18 protein-coding genes are annotated in these 18,662 nt (G+C 69.6%); 9 read left to right on the top strand and 9 right to left on the bottom strand.

Annotated features, from left to right (window positions below; translation table 11 throughout):
• Positions 1-137 precede the first annotated feature (137 nt).
• Positions 138-1,145 carry an endonuclease/exonuclease/phosphatase family protein gene (locus ACFVBH_RS02530; protein WP_378999068.1) on the top strand — a complete coding sequence of 336 codons (1,008 nt, stop codon included), beginning with the start codon at positions 138-140 and terminating at the stop codon, positions 1,143-1,145.
• 101 nt (positions 1,146-1,246) lie between these two features.
• Here ACFVBH_RS02530 and ACFVBH_RS02535 read toward each other — a convergent pair whose 3' ends face one another.
• From ACFVBH_RS02535 to ACFVBH_RS02545, 3 genes are all read right to left on the bottom strand, one after another.
• Entirely contained in the window at positions 1,247-1,750 is a 504-nt protein-coding gene (locus tag ACFVBH_RS02535) for a Fic family protein (protein ID WP_378999070.1), read from the bottom strand.
• A 97-nt stretch (positions 1,751-1,847) separates the two neighbouring features.
• Positions 1,848-2,498 (bottom strand): hypothetical protein, encoded by a 651-nt coding sequence (locus tag ACFVBH_RS02540; RefSeq protein WP_378999072.1) that lies wholly within the window; start codon positions 2,496-2,498, stop codon positions 1,848-1,850.
• 280 nt (positions 2,499-2,778) lie between these two features.
• On the bottom strand, positions 2,779-3,621 hold the full coding sequence (locus ACFVBH_RS02545) for a sulfite exporter TauE/SafE family protein (RefSeq protein ID WP_378999074.1): 843 nt from the start codon (positions 3,619-3,621) through the stop codon (positions 2,779-2,781).
• A gap of 54 nt (positions 3,622-3,675) precedes the next feature.
• On the opposite strand from ACFVBH_RS02545, the gene ACFVBH_RS02550 reads away from it, so the two are divergent.
• Together ACFVBH_RS02550 and ACFVBH_RS02555 are read left to right on the top strand one after the other, a co-directional pair.
• A complete protein-coding gene (locus ACFVBH_RS02550; RefSeq protein WP_378999076.1) occupies positions 3,676-4,455 on the top strand; it encodes an AraC family transcriptional regulator in 780 nt (259 codons plus the stop codon).
• 38 nt (positions 4,456-4,493) lie between these two features.
• Positions 4,494-5,351 carry a hypothetical protein gene (locus ACFVBH_RS02555; protein ID WP_378999078.1) on the top strand — a complete coding sequence of 286 codons (858 nt, stop codon included), beginning with the start codon at positions 4,494-4,496 and terminating at the stop codon, positions 5,349-5,351.
• Between the two features lie 7 nt (positions 5,352-5,358).
• Here ACFVBH_RS02555 and ACFVBH_RS02560 read toward each other — a convergent pair whose 3' ends face one another.
• From ACFVBH_RS02560 to ACFVBH_RS02575, 4 genes are all read right to left on the bottom strand, one after another.
• Positions 5,359-6,204, bottom strand: coding sequence for an ABC transporter permease (locus tag ACFVBH_RS02560; RefSeq protein ID WP_378999080.1), 846 nt, complete (start codon positions 6,202-6,204; stop codon positions 5,359-5,361).
• The gene (locus tag ACFVBH_RS02565; protein WP_378999082.1) at positions 6,201-6,908 is read right to left on the bottom strand and encodes an ABC transporter ATP-binding protein; all 708 of its coding nucleotides are present in this window, start codon (positions 6,906-6,908) and stop codon (positions 6,201-6,203) included. Before ACFVBH_RS02565 ends, ACFVBH_RS02560 begins: the two co-directional genes overlap by 4 nt.
• A 10-nt stretch (positions 6,909-6,918) precedes the next feature.
• Positions 6,919-7,380 (bottom strand): hypothetical protein, encoded by a 462-nt coding sequence (locus tag ACFVBH_RS02570; RefSeq protein WP_354985487.1) that lies wholly within the window; start codon positions 7,378-7,380, stop codon positions 6,919-6,921.
• Between the two features lie 179 nt (positions 7,381-7,559).
• A complete protein-coding gene (locus ACFVBH_RS02575; RefSeq protein WP_354985486.1) occupies positions 7,560-8,222 on the bottom strand; it encodes a helix-turn-helix domain-containing protein in 663 nt (220 codons plus the stop codon).
• 59 nt (positions 8,223-8,281) lie between these two features.
• On the opposite strand from ACFVBH_RS02575, the gene ACFVBH_RS02580 reads away from it, so the two are divergent.
• The 3 genes from ACFVBH_RS02580 (at position 8,282) to ACFVBH_RS02590 (ending at position 11,448) form a co-directional block, all read left to right on the top strand.
• The gene (locus ACFVBH_RS02580; RefSeq protein WP_378999085.1) at positions 8,282-9,076 is read left to right on the top strand and encodes a class I SAM-dependent methyltransferase; all 795 of its coding nucleotides are present in this window, start codon (positions 8,282-8,284) and stop codon (positions 9,074-9,076) included.
• Positions 9,073-9,432, top strand: a complete 360-nt coding sequence (locus tag ACFVBH_RS02585) for a cupin (protein ID WP_354985484.1) — start codon at positions 9,073-9,075, stop codon at positions 9,430-9,432. Before ACFVBH_RS02580 ends, ACFVBH_RS02585 begins: the two co-directional genes overlap by 4 nt.
• Before the next feature lie 450 nt (positions 9,433-9,882).
• Positions 9,883-11,448: an adenylate/guanylate cyclase domain-containing protein gene (locus tag ACFVBH_RS02590; protein ID WP_378999087.1), complete on the top strand. Its 1,566-nt coding sequence runs from the start codon at positions 9,883-9,885 to the stop codon at positions 11,446-11,448.
• A 36-nt stretch (positions 11,449-11,484) separates the two neighbouring features.
• Here ACFVBH_RS02590 and ACFVBH_RS02595 read toward each other — a convergent pair whose 3' ends face one another.
• Both ACFVBH_RS02595 and ACFVBH_RS02600 read right to left on the bottom strand, forming a co-directional pair.
• Positions 11,485-12,384: a bile acid:sodium symporter family protein gene (locus ACFVBH_RS02595; protein ID WP_354985482.1), complete on the bottom strand. Its 900-nt coding sequence runs from the start codon at positions 12,382-12,384 to the stop codon at positions 11,485-11,487.
• 115 nt (positions 12,385-12,499) lie between these two features.
• Positions 12,500-14,755, bottom strand: coding sequence for a germacradienol/geosmin synthase (locus ACFVBH_RS02600; protein ID WP_378999090.1), 2,256 nt, complete (start codon positions 14,753-14,755; stop codon positions 12,500-12,502).
• Positions 14,756-15,071: 316 nt separating this feature from the next.
• On the opposite strand from ACFVBH_RS02600, the gene ACFVBH_RS02605 reads away from it, so the two are divergent.
• From ACFVBH_RS02605 to ACFVBH_RS02615, 3 genes are read left to right on the top strand one after another with little or no spacing between them, the layout of a single operon-like run.
• The gene (locus tag ACFVBH_RS02605; protein WP_378999092.1) at positions 15,072-16,424 is read left to right on the top strand and encodes a glutamine synthetase family protein; all 1,353 of its coding nucleotides are present in this window, start codon (positions 15,072-15,074) and stop codon (positions 16,422-16,424) included.
• Entirely contained in the window at positions 16,405-17,274 is an 870-nt protein-coding gene (locus ACFVBH_RS02610) for a gamma-glutamyl-gamma-aminobutyrate hydrolase family protein (protein WP_378999094.1), read from the top strand. Before ACFVBH_RS02605 ends, ACFVBH_RS02610 begins: the two co-directional genes overlap by 20 nt.
• Positions 17,271-18,632: an aldehyde dehydrogenase family protein gene (locus tag ACFVBH_RS02615; protein ID WP_378999096.1), complete on the top strand. Its 1,362-nt coding sequence runs from the start codon at positions 17,271-17,273 to the stop codon at positions 18,630-18,632. Before ACFVBH_RS02610 ends, ACFVBH_RS02615 begins: the two co-directional genes overlap by 4 nt.
• Positions 18,633-18,662: the final 30 nt, after the last annotated feature.

Below are 18,662 nucleotides of genomic sequence, written 5' to 3' on the forward strand. Positions count from 1 at the left end.
CGCGCTGCGGGGGCGTGTTCGGCCGGACCGGGTCCGGGGCTCTCCACGAGCCCCGGACCTGTGTCGTTCACGGGGTACGAAGGGTGTGCGCGGCGTCGCGTAGGGTGGGCGGCGCCAACGGGGAGGGGAGATTTTCTGTGAGTATCGATGAGCTGACAAAGGATCAGCGGGTCACCGAGCGCATCGCACGACCGAGCAAGCGGGGGTGGCTCGGCTGGGTCGGAGTGATCGCCGGCTGGACGGGACTGGTCGCCGCGGGCGCCGGGGTGGGCCTGCACTACAGCACCACGGCGTGGGAGCCCGCGGTCCTCGCGGCGTCGTTCGCCTCGTACCTGATGGTGTTCGCGATTCCGGCCCTGCTGCTGTTCGCGATCACGCGCCAGTGGGTGAGCACGGCGCTGGCCGTCGTGGTCACGACCGCCGCACTGTGGTCGCAGGCGCCGATGCTGTGGCCGGACGGCTCCGCGCCACCCGGCACCGATGTGGTTGTGATGCAGTCGAATCTGATGCTCGGCCACGGCTCACCCGAAGCGGTGGTCACCGCGGCCCGCGACAACTCGGCCGAAGTCCTGACCATCGAGGAACTCACCCCCGACCTACTGATCCGCCTGGACGCGGCCGGCCTGGCCGACCTGTTCCCCCACCGCTTCACCGCGCCGTCCGGCGGCGGCCAGGGCACCGGCATCTTCAGCCGCTATCCACTGCGGGACGGCGTGAAGTTCGACGGCTTCTGGCTGAACAACCTGCGCGCCACCATGATCCACCCCGACCGCGGCCCGGTCACGGTCTTCGCCCTCCACCCGATTCCCCCGCTCTCGAACGCCGACGTCTGGCACCGGGAACTGACCCGGATCGCGGAAATCCTCGAAGCCCAGTCCGGACCCGTTCTGGTGGGCGGCGATTTCAACGCGACCTGGGACCACGCGCCCTACCGCTCGCTGCTGACCGGCCGCTACGCCGACGCGGCCGAACTCCTCGGCGTGGCCGCCCTGCCGACCTGGCCCACCGATCGGCCGTTCGGACCGTTCATCGGAATAGACCGGATTCTGATAGCCGGGGGGCATGCGTTGGAGATCAACTCTCACACGATCCCGGGGACGGACCACCGGGCCGTGGTGGCACGGCTGCGGCTCGCCGAGTCCTGACGCACGGCGGGGACCGGTCGGGAGCCTCGAGTGCGGTTCAATAGCTCAATTCCATTGTGATACAGCGCTATTAAGGCACATTGGCAATTCAAATACCGCGATCACCGCGCACGAGATTCTGTGGCAGCGATCAAAATATCGACCAGCCGCACCAGTTCCCGAGCCCCCTCCGGGTCATCAGCCCGCCGACTCACCGCGAAGACCGGACCGGCCTGATCGAGCACTACCCCGGCCCGCCCCAGCACATGATCGAACGCCAGCATCGCCGCACGCCCGTTGCCGTCGGAAAACGGATGAAAGAAACACACATCCAGGTAGACCCGAGCGGCCCGCGCCGCCGGCGCCATCCCCGGTTCGGCGCCCTCGCGCAGGCAATTCGCGAACTCCCCGGCAGTAGTCGCGTCGACGCCATACCGCTCGCGACCACCCTTGGCGAATGCGGGAAGCACGCGGAATCGCTCGATCTCGCCCGCTCCCATAGCGATTCGATGCCACTCCGCGAGCCGCTCGAAGGTCAGCTCCGAATCGGACCGCTCCGCGGCCAGCGCCGCGCACACCCGCTCGACGCGCGCCGAGTCCCAGCCCGAGGCTTTCACGTACGACACGACCCCGTCGCGTCGCCCCGCCACCGGCCCCACATCCCGCCTGCCGATCTCACCCCACGGCACCGCCGCCCGCACCGCGAGCCAGGACCGCAGGTCATCACGCATCGGATTCGAAGAACCCGTCGGCCACCCGCTCGGCGACATCCGCCACGACCGCCTGGTCCGGTCCGACCCAGCTCTGGAAACGCCCGCCGATCGCCGAGTGAACCAGCGCGTCGGCGAAGTCCGGCGAAACCCCTTCCCGCGCCAGGAACCATCCCAGCACCTGCGCCGCATGCCGGTACCACGCGTCACCCGCGTTGGTCTGTGCCACGACCTCGGTCACCAGCAGCGGAATCGCGTCTTCCCACACCGTGATTCGCGACTCCGACGATCCCGGGGGCACCCCCAGCTCCCCGAAACGCCTAGCCAACCGTTCGAGCCAGCCCCGCCATTCCACGAGGGCCCGCACGGTCCGTGCGACCGTCTCGTCCGGTTCACCGACCGAATGGCGCAGACAGCACCACTCCGAGATCGGCCCGCCACCGAAATCGGACTCATCGCACCCCCAGGCCCACCCGTAGGCCCACACCCCGTACCGCTCCCCCACCGCTTCGGAAACCGACACGACCCAGCGCTCGGGATCCGCGCTGTCCGGCGGCGGCAGCGCACCGATCACCCCGGCGGCCTCATCGGCATCGAATTCGTGCGTCGCCGGGTCGACGTCGGCCCAGGACAACGCGCCCGGATGATAATCCCACATGCTCACGAATCAGATTGTGCCGCAGGCCCACCGGCGCGGATCACACCGGCGGTCCGGCCCCGACAACCGCAGAGTCCCGACGCGACGATGACCGGCGACGAACCGGTCCGCGTACTCGAAAAGTCCCGACCGCAGCCCGACTGAATCGGCACCGACAAGCATTCGGAGCACCCGCGTTCCGTCGCCCCCGTCGATTCAGCCGACTCGGGAGACCCATCGGTTCGGCTCCGAATTCCGGATTCGAGCGGTCACCACCGCGAGCCTCGACCCGAATTCCACACGGGCCCTACGAATTCACGGCGCAGGCGGCGGTGATCATCCCAACCAGGACGACGGTGAGGAAGACCGGGTAGATGATCGCGTGGAAGCGGTCGGGAATCGCGGGCGGCGACCTCTTCAGCAGGCCGATCGTCGGCAACGCCCCGGCCAGGAGCCCGGCGGCGGCCACGAGGTCGACGTGACCGTAGCTACCGGCGGGCGCCGCTACCGGTGTCGCCAGCGCATAGACCACGGTCGCGGTGACGGCCACCGGCAGACCGAGCGGGTTGGCCATCGCCACCGCCTCGGACATGGGCAGACCGGCGCGGCGCAGCAGCGGGACCGTCATCACGCTGCCGCCCACGCCGAGAAGTGCTGCGACCGCGCCTATTCCGACACCGCTGACGGGTGGGAGCGGCATCGGCCGGGTGCCCGGCCGATCCGGCGTAGTGATGAACCCGGCGCGCAGCACGATATCGGCGATGGTGATCAGCAGGTAGGCGGCGAACAAGAGTTGCAGAACCCGGTCGGGGACCGCGGTCGAGATCGCGGCCCCCGCCACCGCGCCGACGGCGATGAAAAGCGCCAGGGGATGCAGGAACTCGGGGCGGAGATCGCCGGTGCGGGCGGCGGCGACCGTCGCGAGCGCGGCGTTGACGATCATGACGGCGGCGGACGTCGCCACGGCCACGTGCATGGCATCGGCGCCGGCGGTGGCGGCCGAGAAGGCGTAGACCACGGGCACGGTCACGAAGCCGCCACCGAACCCGAACAGGACGGTCGTCACGCCGGTCAGACAGCCGCAGCACAGCAGGAGCAGGAACGATGTCAGCACCCGGGAACCGTATGACGCGGAACAGGGGGCGCACATTCGATGTTCGGACCGTTTACCGTGAGAACCCGCCACGCACCTAGGGTGATCGGCATGCGCAACATCGCGGTGGCCGACGTCGATTCGATCGACCGGGCGGTACTGGCGATCGGCACCGACTATCCGGTGTCGCATCCCCTGCCCGCCCACCGGCATCGCCGCGCACAGGTGCTGTACGCGGCGACCGGGGTCATGCGGGTGGACACCGCGCACGGGAGCTGGACGGTTCCGACACAGCGCGCCGCTTTGATTCCACCCGAGGTCGAGCACGCGGTGCTGATGGCGGGCGTCAGCACCCGCAGCCTGTATCTGGAACCCGCCGCGGTGCCGTGGTTTCCGGCGCGCTGTCAGGTGGTGGAGGTGTCCGCGCTGCTGCGCGAGCTGCTGCTGGTCGCGGTGGACATGCCCGCCGAATACGCCCGGCGCGGCCGCGACGCCTGCCTGGCCGATCTCCTGCTGTACGAGCTGCGGAATCTGACCCCGCTGCCCTTCGAACTACCGTTGCCCATCGGACCCGAACTGCGCGGGCTGTGCGAGCAGTTCCAGCTCGCCCCCACGATCCGATCCACCCCCGAGGACTGGGCGCTCCGAATGCGCATCAGCACAAGATCATTCAACCGGGTCTTCCGCACCGAAACCGGCATGACCTTCCAGCGGTGGCGACAGCGGGCCTGCGTCGCGCACGCCCTGCGCGCCGTGGCCACCGGCGAAACCGTGACCGCCGTCGCGGCACACCTCGGCTACGACACCCCCGCGGCGTTCTCGGTCATGTTCCAGCGCGAGACGGGGTCCCCGCCGAGCGCGTTCCGACCCCGCGACGCCCGGATTCGGTAGGCTGCCGGGCACATTCCCCGATCACGCGGAGGTGGTTCGTGGCCGCTCCCCCGGCGCCGCCGGTCCGGACGAACTTCCCCGGGCGCGTGATCGGCCTGCTTGCCACGGGCGCGGTGGTCCTGGGTATCGCCTTCGTGATCGCGCCCCGCGCGCTCGCCGCCCGCGAGGGGGCGTCGTTCGGCGACGCGGACGCGCTGCGCGGCGAGTTTCGCACGGCCTTCGATACCTACTGGCGCACGGGGGAATCCGCCTTCCCGGCGGATCTGCAGCGCATCGTCGACTACTGGTTCCGCTATCACCTGAGCAAGGCCGTCATAGCGGTCGTGCTGCTGTTCGTGCTGATCTCGCTCACGGTGCTGCTGTGGCGCGCGTTCGTTCGCACACACGACTCGAGCACGAACGGCAGACTCGCACTCGGTGCGGCGGGAGTCGTCACCACCGCGCCGGTGTTGTTCGCCGCGATGCTGGTGATCGCCAATATCCAAGGCGCGATAGCGCCTTTCGCCTCGCTGCTACCTTTCCTGATCGACGGCTCCCCGGATCCCGCGCTCGCCGAATCTCTCGACCAGGTTCGGCAGCGATTGACCGAGGCCGCCGCTTCGGGCGAACGCGCCCCGGCCGCACTGGATGTCATGCTGGACGACTTCACGCGCTATCACGTCGTGGTGGCCGTCGCCGCCGCACTGGTAGCCGCCGACCTGCTCGCCATGAGCGTGCTGATGTGGCGTAAATCCGCCGCCCAGCCCGCGCATTCGCGCGCGAAGCGCGTTCTGACCGCGTTCGGCGCGCTGTCGATCCTGACGGCGATGGCCGCGATCGTCGTGGCGGTGGCGAACACGACCAATGCCGGCGACCCGGTAGCCGGTCTCACCGCATTGTTCGCCGGCGGCTGGTGACGGGCCGCTACGCTCCCGCCGCCCATGCGGCGCGTAGCCGCCGAACACGTCCCGGCCGCGCCCACGGGCCGACCGCCACCGCGAACACCGCCACCGTGAACACCACGAAGTACACCAGCGACCCGTTGCGCCCGAACCGCGGCAGGAAGGCGAGTTCCTGACCGGTGGCGGCCACCGCGTTGAGGAACGGCGCGTACGCCTGCACCGTATACCCGTGCGGCAGCAGACTGATCGAGTTCTCGGCCACGTACACCCAGAACAGCAGCACCGCGACCGCCGCCGACGGAGTCCGGATCACCGCCCCCGCGGCGATGCCCATCCCGCACGCGGCGAACGCGTACATCGGTACCGTCCACAGGAATCGGAGCCCGGCGGCATCGGTGAGATCCACCTCCCCGTACACGAGCGGAAACAGCCGGGGCAGCGCGACCAGCACGATCACCAGCAACACCACCGTCGACACCGCCGCGATGCTCCCGTAGAACACCCACCGCGCTGCCGCCGCCACCCAGGCGCGCGGGAACAGAAACGCTTCCAGATCCCGGACATCGCCGCGGCGCTGCACGCCGTGCGCGTAGGCGGCGGTCACCATCATGATCGCGGTCGCGAAGGTGATCACCCAGTACACCGCGTTGGTGGTGCTCACCGACGTGATGGCCGACTGCCCCGGAATCCGCGCGAATCGTTCCGCCACAGCCGCGATCGCGAAGGTGACCAGCAACGGCAACCCGACCGTGAGCGGCACCGCGATGCTCCAGAGGAACCCGCGCCCAGACGTGCGCGTCCACTCCGCGGCGATCGCACGGCCCCAGCGCACCCGCAGCGCGGGCTGCACCACCTCGGCGCCGCTCACGACGCCCCCACCGGACCGGTCAGGCGCAGATAGGCGTCTTCGAGCCGCACCCCCGGCGCGACCAACGCCGCCAGCGGTTCGGCGGCGAGTACCCGGCCCGGTCCCAGCACCACGATCGCGTCCGCGTTGCGCTCGACTTCGTCCAGCAGATGACTGGTGACCAGCACGCACACCCCGTCGGAGGCCAAGCGCCGCAGCAACTCCCGCAACCACAGGATGCCCGCTATATCGAGCCCGTTGACCGGTTCGTCGAGGATGAGCGTGCGCGGCTCGCCGAGCAGCGCGGCCGCGATGCCCACGCGCTGCAACATACCCAGCGAGTACCGGCCGAGCCTGCGATCGGCCACCGATTCCAGATCGACCAGCCGCAGCACCGCCGCGACCCGGCTGCCGGCGATCCCCCGCGCGCGAGCGATCCACCGCAGGTGCCTGCGCGCGGTATGGCGCGGATCGAAGGCCCGATAGTCCAGGTGCACACCGAGATTCGGCGGCGTGCTGTGCCCGGCGCGCACCGGCGCGCCGTCGACCCGGATACTCCCGGCGCCGGGCGCGAGAACGCCCGAGACGCAGCGCAGCAGCGAGGTCTTGCCGGTCCCGTTGAGCCCGAGCAGATACGTCACCGCCCCGTCCGCGACGGTCAACTCCGGAACGTCCAGCACGGTCGCCGCGCCGTAACGCAGTGTGAGGCCCTCGATCTCGATCATCGCGGCGGGATCAGAACGTGCACGGAATGGGCAGCCCGACGGTTTTGACGCCCTCGCACAGCGAGCTGTTCGCCAGCTTCCACACCCCGTCGATGCGCTTCCAGGTCACCTTCATCACGATCCCGGGCCGCCCCGCGGAATTGGTGTGCAGCATCGCGGTGTGCTCGTCGCCGCTGTGGGTTTCGGGTCCGGTCACCTCGTTCCAGCCCTTGGGCGCGCGGAACAGCCCGAGGTTGTAGACCGTGCGCGGAACCACGACCGCGTTCATCCCGCCTTCGAGATTGGCGGCCTTGGCCTCGTCGGAGGCGGCGGTCTCCACCAGGAACCGGACCTGCTCCTCGAGATCGGCGAGCGTCGGCACCTCCCGCGTGATCCGGAAGCCCTCGGGTGCGGCGGTCGCGGTCGGCGCGAAGACCGCGAGCACGGCCGCGAGCACGGCGAGCACCCCGGCCAGACTTCGGCGGTTTTTCATCTATTTATCCTTTCGCGTGATTCACCTAACAGCGCGGCGACGTGGTAAACATACTGTTGAAGGCGCTAAGTTAGCCTAGCCTAACGGCGACGGTCAAGACTCATTTAAATAGCTCGGCCGCGAAGCAGCCGGGGCCCCGGACCGGCCGGACTATCGAAAAGAGGTGTGCGACGGTGAACTCAACCCGCGGTGGTCGCGCCCTGCGGTGGCCGCACGGTGAGCCGCAGCGTCACGCCGCAGTCGCCACTCGCGTCGGGCCGCACGTCGACCTCGTACTGCGCGGCCAGCGCCGCCGAATGCCGCTCGAGAATCCGTTCGATCATGCCCTGCTGAATACCGACCACGATCTCCGGCGACCCGGCCGCGATGCGCCGCAGCGGGCAGTTGCACAGCGCGATCTCGTGCGTGCCGAAACTCGAGATGGCGGAGGAGACCTGGAAACCCAGCCGCGTCAGCGTCGTGGACAGCACGCCGACCGGATCGGGCAGACCGGAGTCGTCCGCGCTGATGCCGGTGAGGGTGTCCGCCCAGACCCGGCCCGCCGCAGCGGCTTTCGCACGCCGATCCGCCGGGGTGTCTCCCAGCTGGGCGAGCAGCGCGGCCAGTACCGGCGCGATCGGATCGGCCCCGACCGCCACGTACCCCTTGCGCGGGCGGCCCACGGTCTCCGACGGCAACCAGGTGCCCTCGACCAGGCCCGCCTCGATGAGCGAGTTCAGGTGAAAGCGCGCCGTGGTGATGTGAATCCCCAGCGCCTGCGCGATGACCGGCGCGTCCAGCGGTTGCAGCGAATCGCGCACCAGGGCGAAGACCCGATCCCGCTGCCGGGGCACGGTGGCCATTTCGCTCCTCTCACGCCACGACCGATGACCGATCCGACTGATTGTAGGAACACCGCGATATGACCACACCCCTGCCCTTCGACGAACGCGACTCCGCGCACATCCCCGGACACTGGCTGCTGGCCCGGCTCGGCAAGCGCATCCTGCGCCCCGGCGGCAAGGCCATGACCGAGCGCATGCTCGACGCGGCGGCCCTGCGCGGGGCCGAGGTGGTCGAGTTGGCGCCCGGTCTGGGCAAGACGGCCGCGCTCATTCTCGGGCACGGTCCCGCGAGCTATCGCGGCGTGGAAGCCGATCCGGCCGCCGCCGCGCTCACCACCGCGGCCATCGGGGGACGGGGCGAGATCACCGCGGGTGACGCCGCCGCCACGGGGCTGGCCGGCGATTCCGCCGACGCGGTCATCGGCGAGGCCATGCTGACCATGCAGACCGACAAGCACAAGGCCGAGATCATCGCCGAGGCGTTCCGCGTGCTTCGGCCCGGCGGACGCTACGCCATCCACGAATTGGCGCTGCGCCCCGACGATCTGCCCGAGGAGATCAAGACCGAGATCCGCAAGGCGATGTCCCGCTCGATCAAGGTCAACGCCCGGCCGCTGACCGCTTCGGAATGGGCGGCCACCCTCACCGCGGCCGGATTCGTCGTCGACACCATCGATTTCGCGCCCATGGCCCTGCTGCGCCCGCGCCGAGTGATCGCCGACGAGGGTCTGCTCGGCACCGCCCGCATCGTGCGCAACATCCTGCGCGACCGCCCCGCCCGCGAACGCGTGCTGGCCATGCGCGCCACCTTCGAAACCCATCGCGACGCCCTCATCGCCATTTCCATCATCGCCAGAAAGCCGAACGCGTGACGACCAGCACCGCCCCGATAGTCCACGACACCACGTCCTGGGTGCCGCGCGACGGCGCGACCCCCAACCCGCAGCGCCTGCTGCACGGCACCGGACTCACCCTGGTGCGCATCAGCTTTCGCGCCGGCCAGCTCCTGGACGAACACCGGGCAGTCGGCCCGATCTTCATCACCTGCGTCTCCGGCGTGATCGACCTCGACGTCACGACCGCCGCCGGCACGACCTCCCACGTCCTCGAGCCCGGCAGCGTCATCCACATCGAACCCGGTGACCCCCACAAACTCCTGGCCCGCACCGACGCGGTCGTCCAGGTCGTGCTCCAGCGCGACGTCCGCACGACGCGACGCGAGGGCTGACCCGGACGCACGATCACTCGGATCCGGCACCGCGGCACAATCTGTACGCCGCACTCGAGCCAGTGCCGGGCGTGATCCGCGATTGATTCCGGCGTCACGGCGTGCCACCGGACGGTCGAGCCCGCTCGCAGGTATACCCGGGCTCGACGACCGACTCGGCCGAGTCTTTGCATCCCACAGCACCGCGGAGAGTCTCCGCCTGACAGCGGGGTCCGGCTGGTGAAGCCCGGAACAATCGCGTGCGCAGCGCGAATGGTGTCGCTGCGTGGGCGCTGTCCCGGTCGACTCGTCACCTACCCGCGGCGGCGCGCTCGGATGCGACCCGGCCGACCGATGCGGGCCGACCGGCTCGCCGCCGGTCCGGAGTGTCCGACTCCCGTGGCGTTCTCTCCACGCGGTGAACCGGTCGGGAGTCGATCACCGCGCCCGCGTTTCCCCTAGGCTGGCCGCATGGTCGAGGGCGGCGGGGAGCGCAAGGCGCTGGGATCGGCACCGTGGGGTTCGCGGTTGCTCGGGCCGGCGAACGAGGGCGCGCTGTCGCGGCGGGTGCGCGTGCAGACGCTGCTGACCGTGCCGCTGATCCTGGGAAACCTGGTCGGGATCGTGGTGGCCATCGCCCTGATCGGGGCGGTGCTGCCGGGCCCGTCGGTCTTCAGCCGCGATTTGATCCTGCTGAACTTCCTGGCGACCCCCCTGTACGCGGCGCTCGCGCTGGTGATCGGCACGACCTGGGGCACGGTGTGGGGCGTGCGGACCCTGCGCTGGGCGATCGACCCCGACCACGTGCCCGACGAGAAGGAACGCCGGGCCGCCGCCCGGGTGCCGCGCCGGCTGGCCTTCCAGCAGGCCGCGCTGTGGATCGGCGGTATGGCGGTGCTGACGCCGCTGTACGGGGTCATGGATCCGGCCTTCGTGCCCAAGCTCCTGCTCGGCATCGGGTTCAGCGCGATCGTGGTGTGCGCCAACAGCTATCTGGTCGCGGAGTTCGCGCTGCGCGCGGTGACCGCCCGGGTGCTCGACGCGACTCCGTCCCGGCAGGCTCGCGGCGTCGGGGTGTTCGGGCGTTCGGCGCTGGTGTGGGTGCTGGGTTCGGGTATCCCGGTCGCACTGCTCATGGTGGTGGCGATCCTCGCGCTGTGCGGCATGGACATCAGCACCGCGCGGCTCGCTGTCTGCGTGCTGTCCCTGGGCGGGGCGACCCTGGTGTTCGGCGGCATGCTCATGGCCCAGACGCTCGCGGCCACCGTCGCCCCGATCCGCGGCGTGCGCAACGCGCTGCGCCGGGTCGAGAACGGCGATCTCGACGCCGCCGTCACCGTCTACGACGGCACCGAATTGGGCGAGCTGCAAAGCGGTTTCAACCGCATGGTGCAGGGCCTGCGCGAACGCGAGCAGATCCGGGATCTGTTCGGCCGGCACGTCGGCCACGATGTCGCCGCGGCGGCCCTCGAGCGCAATCAGGAACTCGGCGGCGAGGAGTGCTACGCCGCCGCGCTCTTCATCGACATCATCGGCTCCACCACCATGGCCGCCTCGCGCCCGGCCCCCGAGATCGTCACCATCCTCAACGAGTTCTTCGCCATCGTGGTCGACGAGGTCGAGCACGCGGGCGGTCTGGTGAACAAGTTCGAGGGCGACGCAGCGCTCGCGGTGTTCGGCACCCCCGCGCCGCTGGCCGATCCGGCCGCCGCGGCCCTGTCCGCGGCCCGCGCCATCCGCTCCCGATTGACCGGCGCCGCACGCGAATTCGACGCCGCGATCGGGGTCGCGGCCGGGCGCGTGGTGGCCGGCAATGTCGGCGCGCACCGCCGCTACGAATTCACCGTCATCGGTGACGCGGTCAACGAGGCCGCGCGCCTGTGCGAACTCGCCAAATCCTATGACGCGCGCGTACTGGCCTCGGAGAACACCGTGAACGCCGCCGACCTCGACGAGCAGAAGCATTGGGAACTCGGTGAATCGGTGACCCTGCGCGGCCGTCTGCAACCGACCCGGCTGGCCGGCCCGCGGCCGTGAGCACCGGGCGGCATCGCCCGCGACATCCGCTCCGCGTCAGGATTCGGCCGGTTGCAGATCCGCCGCGTCGTGGCGCGGGTGCCGCGGCCTGGTCAGCAGCCAGCCGACCGCCGCCGCCATGGGCGTCATGAGAATGGCGTAAACCGCTGCCGGAACGGCGATCTGGGTGCTGTCCAGGACACTGATCGCGATGGTGATGGAGATGGCGCTGTTGTGGATGCCGATCTCCATCGAGCACGCGATGGCCTGCCGCCGCCCGATGCCCAGGCGGCGCGGCACGAAATATCCGATCGTCAAACTCAGCAGGCAGAACAGCGCCGTGATCGCGCCGACCTGGCGCAGATAGCCCGCCGCGTCCGAGCGTTCGGCGCTCACGCCGACCACCACGACCAGCGCGAGCAGGACCACCGAGGCGATTCGCACCGGCCTGTCCATCCGATCGGCGAAACCCGAAGCCACCCGCCGCAGGATCATGCCGAGCACCACCGGCACCAGGACGATCGCGAAGACCTGCACCACCTTGCCGAATTGCAGCCCGACCGCGCCGGTGTCGTCGACGGGTTCGAAATAGTCGATGGCGAAGTTCACCAGCAGCGGGATGGTGATCACCGAGATCACCGAATTGACCGCCGTCAGCGAGACATTGAGCGCCACGTCACCGCGGAACAGATGGCTGAACAGATTCGCCGACGCCCCACCGGGCGAGGCCGCCAGCAACATCATGCCCACCGCCAGCAGCGGCGGCAGATCGAAGGCCAGGATCAGACCGAACGCCAGCGCCGGCAACACCAGCACCTGGCACACCAGCGCGATGGCGACCACCTTCGGATGCCGCGCGACCCGCGCGAAATCCTCGATGGTCAGTGACAGCCCCAGCCCGAACATGATCACGGCCAGCGCGATCGGCAAGGCCACCGATACGGCTCCGGTATTCACCTGATTTCCCCACCCTTCTCCCCTGGATCCTCCAGGGTAGCGACCGCCCAGCGGGTCCCCGGGCAATACTCGGTGCCGGGCGGCCCGGTTCGAGCCGCCCGCCACCGGTCGTGCGTCAGCTGTGTACGGACCGCGCCGCGCCGAACCGGTAGGCCGTGGTGCCCAGCCCGGACGGCCGGGTGAAGCCCGGGGTCACCGGGACCGCGGGCGCCGGCGGGGCGGGCCGGTACCGCGCGATCAGATGTTCTTCGCCGTAGCGCCGGCATTCCAAGTGCCAGTGCAGGATTCCGGCCAGCCAGTCCTGCAGCTCCCGGGCCCGCCGGTCGAGCACCCGGCGCACGTCGGGCTCGAGCTCGTACTCCTCGTAGAGGGTGGGCAGCTCCACGCTCACCACCCGCTCGAACTGTTCCATGCGCGCGGTCATCAGATCGTTGACCACGGTCACGGCTCGATCCCGGTCGCAGCCCAGGAAATTGCGGATGACCCGCACCCCGTTGTGGAAGTCGCCCTCGAACTCGGTTTCCTTCTGATACGAGAACAGGTCGTTGAGCAGCACCGCGTAGTCGGCCGCGGTGTTCTCCAGATTCGACAGCGTCTGGGTCCGGTAGATCTGCGGCGGAACGAGATTGCCGTGTGTGAGCCGCGAGAGCGACTTGGTCAGATCCGAGCCGAAGGTGTCGCGGCGCATCTCCACGTAGTCGATGGGATCGGGGATGCGGTGCAGGGTGTGATTGAGCACCTCCCACTCGCACGCGGTCAGGAAACTCTGGATGGCCCTGCGGAATTCCTGTTTCTGCGCGCCGTCCATGGGCGCGGTGGTGCGCGCCCACAGATCGGCCAGCCCGGCCTCGAGGGGATTGCCGGGCAGTTCCGCCGCCGCCCCCTCGATCGGCATGAACTCCGCCAGCCGCAACCCCTGCGCCTTCGCCGCGACCACGTTCTTGGCCGGGAAGAAGACGGCCGGATAATAGTCGTCGACGTAGGTGCCCCAGGTCAGCCACCCGCTCGACAGGTCGAGTTCGTCGCCGGTGGCGTCCGGATCCAATCCCGCCGCGCAGAGCGGGAAGTCGAAGTCGCGCAGATCGCGCTCGGACCAGATGTTCACCTCGACCCCGGGCGCGGGTTCGAGCATGCCCATGCCGCGCGCCCAGTCGACGATGTGTTCGCGGGCGGCGTCGACCCGCGGATTGAGCCGCAGGGTGAAGGGCATGTAGATCTCCGGCAGCGGCGTCGGGCCGACCGGTTCGGGCGCGTGGGCGAAGCTCTTGACGCGCGGCCCCAGGCCCAGGCTGCCCGGGGTGAGCCGCAGCGCGGATATCCCGATTCCGTTCGGTATGAGCGTCGTCGGCAGGGCGGCGGTCGAACTCGTGCGAGTGCTCGACTTGTTCATGTAGCGGCTGGACCGCAGATGCCATTCGTGCCCGCCGGCCTGCCAGTCCTGCAACCCCTTGGCGTACGCCGCCACCGCGAGCTGGGCCCGCGGCGTCGCCCCGTATTCGGCGAACAGCAGCGGCAATTCGGTGAGCGCGGTGTATTCGAACTGCTGCACGCGCGAGGTCAGCAGATCGTTGACGATCTCCGCCGCGGCCTGGGTCGCACAGCCCAGGAAGCGTTCGACCACCAGAATTCCGTTGGCGTTCTCGCCCTCGGAACGCACCTCGCGCTCGTAGGAGAAGATGTCGTTGCGCAGGTGCACCCCGTCGGCGAAGGTGTCGCACAGCACGCGCAGCGGCCGGGTGTACGCCAACTCGGCCGGAACCTCCGCCGCCACCGCGTGTTCCACCAGATTCGCCGACCACGGCGCCCCGCCGACCTTGCGCCGCATCTCGATGTACTCGATGGGGTTGGCGATGCGGCCCTCGGTGATGTTGGCCAGCTCCCATCGCGATTCCTCGAGCAGCGCCTGCGTGGTGCCGGCGAAGCGCCGCCGCCAGTCCAGGGACATGCTCGGCACCGTGCGCGGCCACAGATCGGCCAGGCCCTGCTCCACCGGATTGGTCGGCTCGGGCATCTCGACGCTGTCCAGCGGCATGAAGGCGCGCAGGCGTTCCAGATAGTCCCGGGCCCCGCGGGTGTCGCCGGTCTTCTTGAACAGTTCGAGGAAGTGATCGTCGAAGTAGAAGACCCAGACGTACCAGTCGGTGATCAGATCCAGTTCCGGACTGTCGCAGTCGGGATGGGTGTACGCGCAGAGCAACCCGTAGTCGTGCCGCTCCAGGTCGGTCTCGTCCCAGATGTGATGCCCGAGCTGCGGTTCGAAGAACCCCATGCGCGCGGCCCACCCCCGGGTATGCGCCCGGGCCTGTTCGAGATGCGGATTGAGCCTGGCCGGATACGGCATGTAGAAATCGGGAAGTTCGAACGGCTGCACAGCAACCCCCTGGCCCTGTATCACAACGCTGACGGTGCATTTTCGAGCAAAGCAAAACCGCTGGACCAACGACCAGCGGAACCTTCTGTGCGGCAGGGTGTTTCTGCCCTCCACTACGGTACGACCGGGGCAGCGAACTTTCAGGAAAATCACCGACCTTGCTCCCCCGCCCCTGCGGTGTGGCATCTCGCCGCGACGCGAGCTACCGGCCAGACTGGGTGCCGCCGATCGCATCGTGGATTCGGGCAGCCCGAGGCCGCGACTTCGCTTAGCGTGATCGGCATTGCCGCCGAGAGGGGTCATGATGCGAACCGGGATGCTGAGTGTTGCCGAGCTGATGCAGCGGGTGGAGGCGGGAACGCTGGACACCGTGTTGGTCGCCATGACCGACATGCAGGGCCGGCTCCAGGGAAAACGTTGCTCGGCACGGTATTTCGTGGACGAGGTGCTGAACCACGCCACCGAGGCGTGCAACTACCTGCTGGCCGTGGACGTCGACATGGCCACCGTGGACGGGTACGACATGTCCTCCTGGGACACCGGCTACGGCGATTTCGTCCTGCGCCCGGACCTGGCCACCCTGCGCCTGGTGCCGTGGCTGCCCGGCACCGCGCTGGTGCTGTGCGATGTGGAGCAGGTCGACCCCGCGGGCACGCCGGTCACGGCCTCCCCGCGTCAGGTGCTGCGCGCCCAGCTCGATCGCCTGGCCGAGCACGGCCTGCGCGCCTACGTCGGCACCGAGCTCGAATTCCTGGTCTTCGACGACAGTTACGAGTCGGCCTTCCGCGGCGGCTACCGCGAACTGACCCCGGCCAACCAGTACAACGTGGACTATTCGATGCTGGGCACGACCCGTGTCGAGCCGCTGCTGCGCCGCATACGCAACGAGATGGACGGCGCGGGCATGTACGTGGAATCGGCCAAGGGCGAATGCAATCCCGGTCAGCACGAGATCGCCTTCCGCTACGACGAGGCCCTGATCACCTGCGACAACCACACCATCTACAAGACCGGCGCGAAGGAGATCGCCGCCCAGGAGGGCCGCAGCCTCACCTTCATGGCCAAATACAATGCGCGCGAGGGCAATTCCTGTCACATCCACCTGAGCCTGCGCACCGAGGCCGGCGAGCCGGTCTTCCCCGGCGACGGCGCGATCGGCGAATCGGCGATCCTGCGGCACTTCCTGGCCGGGCAGCTCGAATGCCTGCGCGAGTTCACCTATCTGCTGGCCCCGAACATCAACTCCTACAAGCGCTTCCAGGCGGGCAGCTTCGCGCCGACCGCCATCGCCTGGGGCCGGGACAACCGCACCTGCGCGCTGCGCGTGGTGGGCCACGGCCCGGCCCTGCGCTTCGAGAACCGCGTACCCGGCGGGGATGTGAACCCGTACCTCGCGGTCGCCGCGACCATTGCCGCGGGGCTGCACGGCGTCGAGAACGCGCTACCCCTGGAACCTGAGTTCCGGGGCAACGCCTACCGTTCGGATCGCCCGCGCGTCCCGGCAACCCTGCGTGAGTCCGCCCTGCTGTTCGGCGACAGCAAGGCCGCCAAACTCGCCTTCGGCGACGAGGTGGTCCGCCACTACCGCAACGCGGCGCAGGTGGAACTCGACGCCTTCGACGCGGCCGTGACCGACTGGGAGCGCATCCGTGGCTTCGAACGCCTCTGATCACGACACCGGCGCGGACGGACCCGGACACCGCCCACCGGCGTCCGGAGCACCGGACCAGGCTCACCCCACCCGCCGAGCCACGCCGGAAGCCGCTGCGGCGGTGCGCGATCCGGGGCCGGATGCACCGGGCTTCCGGCCCGTGATCGGCCTGACCACGTACTCCGAACGCGCTCGCTACGGGGTCTGGGATCAGGAATGCGCGCTGCTGCCCCGGGACTATGTCGATCTGGTCGAGCACGCCGGGGGCACCGCGGTCCTGCTGCCACCGGTCGGCGCCGCACGGCGCGAACTGGTGCGCCGCCTCGACGGCATCGTCCTGACCGGCGGGGCCGATCTCGAGCCCTCCCGCTACGGCGCGGCCCCCGATCCCGCGACCCGCGGCACCCGGCCCGAACGCGACGAATCCGAATTCTCGCTGTTCGAACTGGCCCGGGCCGAAGGCATTCCGGTGCTGGCCGTATGCCGCGGACTGCAACTGGTGAACGCGGCCCTGGGCGGCACCCTCGTGCAGCACCTGCCGGACGTGCTGGGGCACACCGATCACGCCCGCACCCCCGGGATCTTCGGCGCCACCCGCGTCACGACCGTCGCGGGCAGCCTGGTGGCCGCGATCATCGGCCCCGAGGTCAAGGCGAACTGCCATCACCACCAGGCCATCGAACGACTCGCCGAACCGCTGCGCGCCACCGCACACGCCGCCGACGGCACCATCGAAGCGATCGAATCGCATGGCGAATCCTTCCTGATCGGTGTGCAATGGCATCCGGAGGCGGATCTCACCGATCATCGGCTCATGCGGGCATTGGTAGCGGCGGCAACGACATACGGACAGGAGCGCGATCGGTGACGACATCCCAGGTGATCAACCCCGCGACCGAGGAGGTCATCGCGACCGTCGAGGCGGCCGATCTCGCCGCGGTCGACGCCGCCATCGAGCGCGCCCACCGGGCCGCACCGGGCTGGCGCGACACCGCCCCCGGCGACCGCGCGCGGCTGCTGCGCCGCTTCGCCGACGCCGTCGACGCCGACCTGGAGCACCTGGCCGCACTCGAGGTCCGGAACTCCGGCCACACCCTCGGCAACGCGCGCTGGGAGGCGGGCAACGCCCGCGATGTGCTGCACTACAGCGCCGGGCTCCCCGAACGCCTGCTGGGCAGTCAGATTCCCGTCGCGGGCGGCATCGACGTCACCTTCCACGAGCCGCTGGGCGTGGTCGGCATCATCGTGCCCTGGAACTTCCCCATGCCCATCGCGGCCTGGGGCTTCGGTCCCGCCCTGGCCGCGGGCAACACCGTTGTCCTCAAACCCGCCGAACTGACCCCGCTCACCGCGCTGCGCCTGGCCGAACTGGCCGTGCGAGCGGGCCTGCCGGAGAACGTCTTCCAGGTGATCGCGGGCAAGGGCTCGGTGGTCGGGCAGCGGTTCGTCACCCACCCGGCCGTCCGCAAGGTGGTCTTCACCGGCTCCACCGAGGTCGGCAAGCAGATCATGACCGGCTGTGCCGACCAGGTGAAGCGGGTGACCCTCGAACTGGGCGGCAAGAGCGCCAATATCGTGTTCGCCGACGCCGATCTGGAGAAGGCCGCCGCCACCGCGCCCGGCGCGGTGTTCGACAACGCCGGCCAGGACTGCTGCGCCCGCTCCCGGATCCTGGTGCAGCGCAGCGTCTTCGATCGCTTTCTCGAACTCCTGGAACCCGCGGTGCGCGGCGTTCGGGTCGGCGATCCCGCGCTCGAGACCACCGAGATGGGACCGCTCATCTCCGCCGCGCACCGCGAGCGGGTGGCGAGCTTCCTCGAGCCCTCGACCAAGGTGGCCTTCACCGGCGACCGCCCCGAGGGGCCCGGTTTCTGGTTCGCCCCCACCGTGGTCCTGCCCCAGGGCCCGGCCGATCGTGTCCTCACCGAGGAGGTGTTCGGCCCGGTCGTCGCGGTGCTGCCCTTCGAGGACGAGGCCGACGCCATTCGCATCGCCAACGACACCGAGTACGGCCTGTCCGGCTCGATCTGGACCTCGAACGTGGGCCGGGCGCTGCGCGTGAGCCGGGCCGTGGAAGCTGGGAACCTGTCGGTGAACTCGCATTCCTCGGTGCGCTACTGGACACCGTTCGGCGGCTTCAAACAGTCCGGCCTGGGCCGCGAACTCGGCCCCGACGCCGCCCGCGCGTTCACCGAGACCAAGAACGTCTTCATCGCCACCGACTGAGCACCGCGTCCCCGGCCCGGATCCACCACC

Origin of the sequence: Nocardia sp. NPDC057668, from assembly GCF_042799795.1 — a bacterium.
Lineage (GTDB): Bacteria > Actinomycetota > Actinomycetes > Mycobacteriales > Mycobacteriaceae > Nocardia.

Excerpts from the sequence above, each read along its gene's own strand:
- ACFVBH_RS02545 (WP_378999074.1), bottom strand. The coding sequence starts at position 3,621 with ATGTGCGCCCCCTGTTCCGCGTCATACGGTTCCCGGGTGCTGACATCG.
- ACFVBH_RS02550 (WP_378999076.1), top strand. The coding sequence starts at position 3,676 with ATGCGCAACATCGCGGTGGCCGACGTCGATTCGATCGACCGGGCGGTA.
- ACFVBH_RS02565 (WP_378999082.1), bottom strand. The coding sequence starts at position 6,908 with ATGATCGAGATCGAGGGCCTCACACTGCGTTACGGCGCGGCGACCGTG.
- ACFVBH_RS02570 (WP_354985487.1), bottom strand. The coding sequence starts at position 7,380 with ATGAAAAACCGCCGAAGTCTGGCCGGGGTGCTCGCCGTGCTCGCGGCC.
- ACFVBH_RS02575 (WP_354985486.1), bottom strand. The coding sequence starts at position 8,222 with ATGGCCACCGTGCCCCGGCAGCGGGATCGGGTCTTCGCCCTGGTGCGC.
- ACFVBH_RS02580 (WP_378999085.1), top strand. The coding sequence starts at position 8,282 with ATGACCACACCCCTGCCCTTCGACGAACGCGACTCCGCGCACATCCCC.
- ACFVBH_RS02590 (WP_378999087.1), top strand. The coding sequence starts at position 9,883 with ATGGTCGAGGGCGGCGGGGAGCGCAAGGCGCTGGGATCGGCACCGTGG.
- ACFVBH_RS02605 (WP_378999092.1), top strand. The coding sequence starts at position 15,072 with ATGCTGAGTGTTGCCGAGCTGATGCAGCGGGTGGAGGCGGGAACGCTG.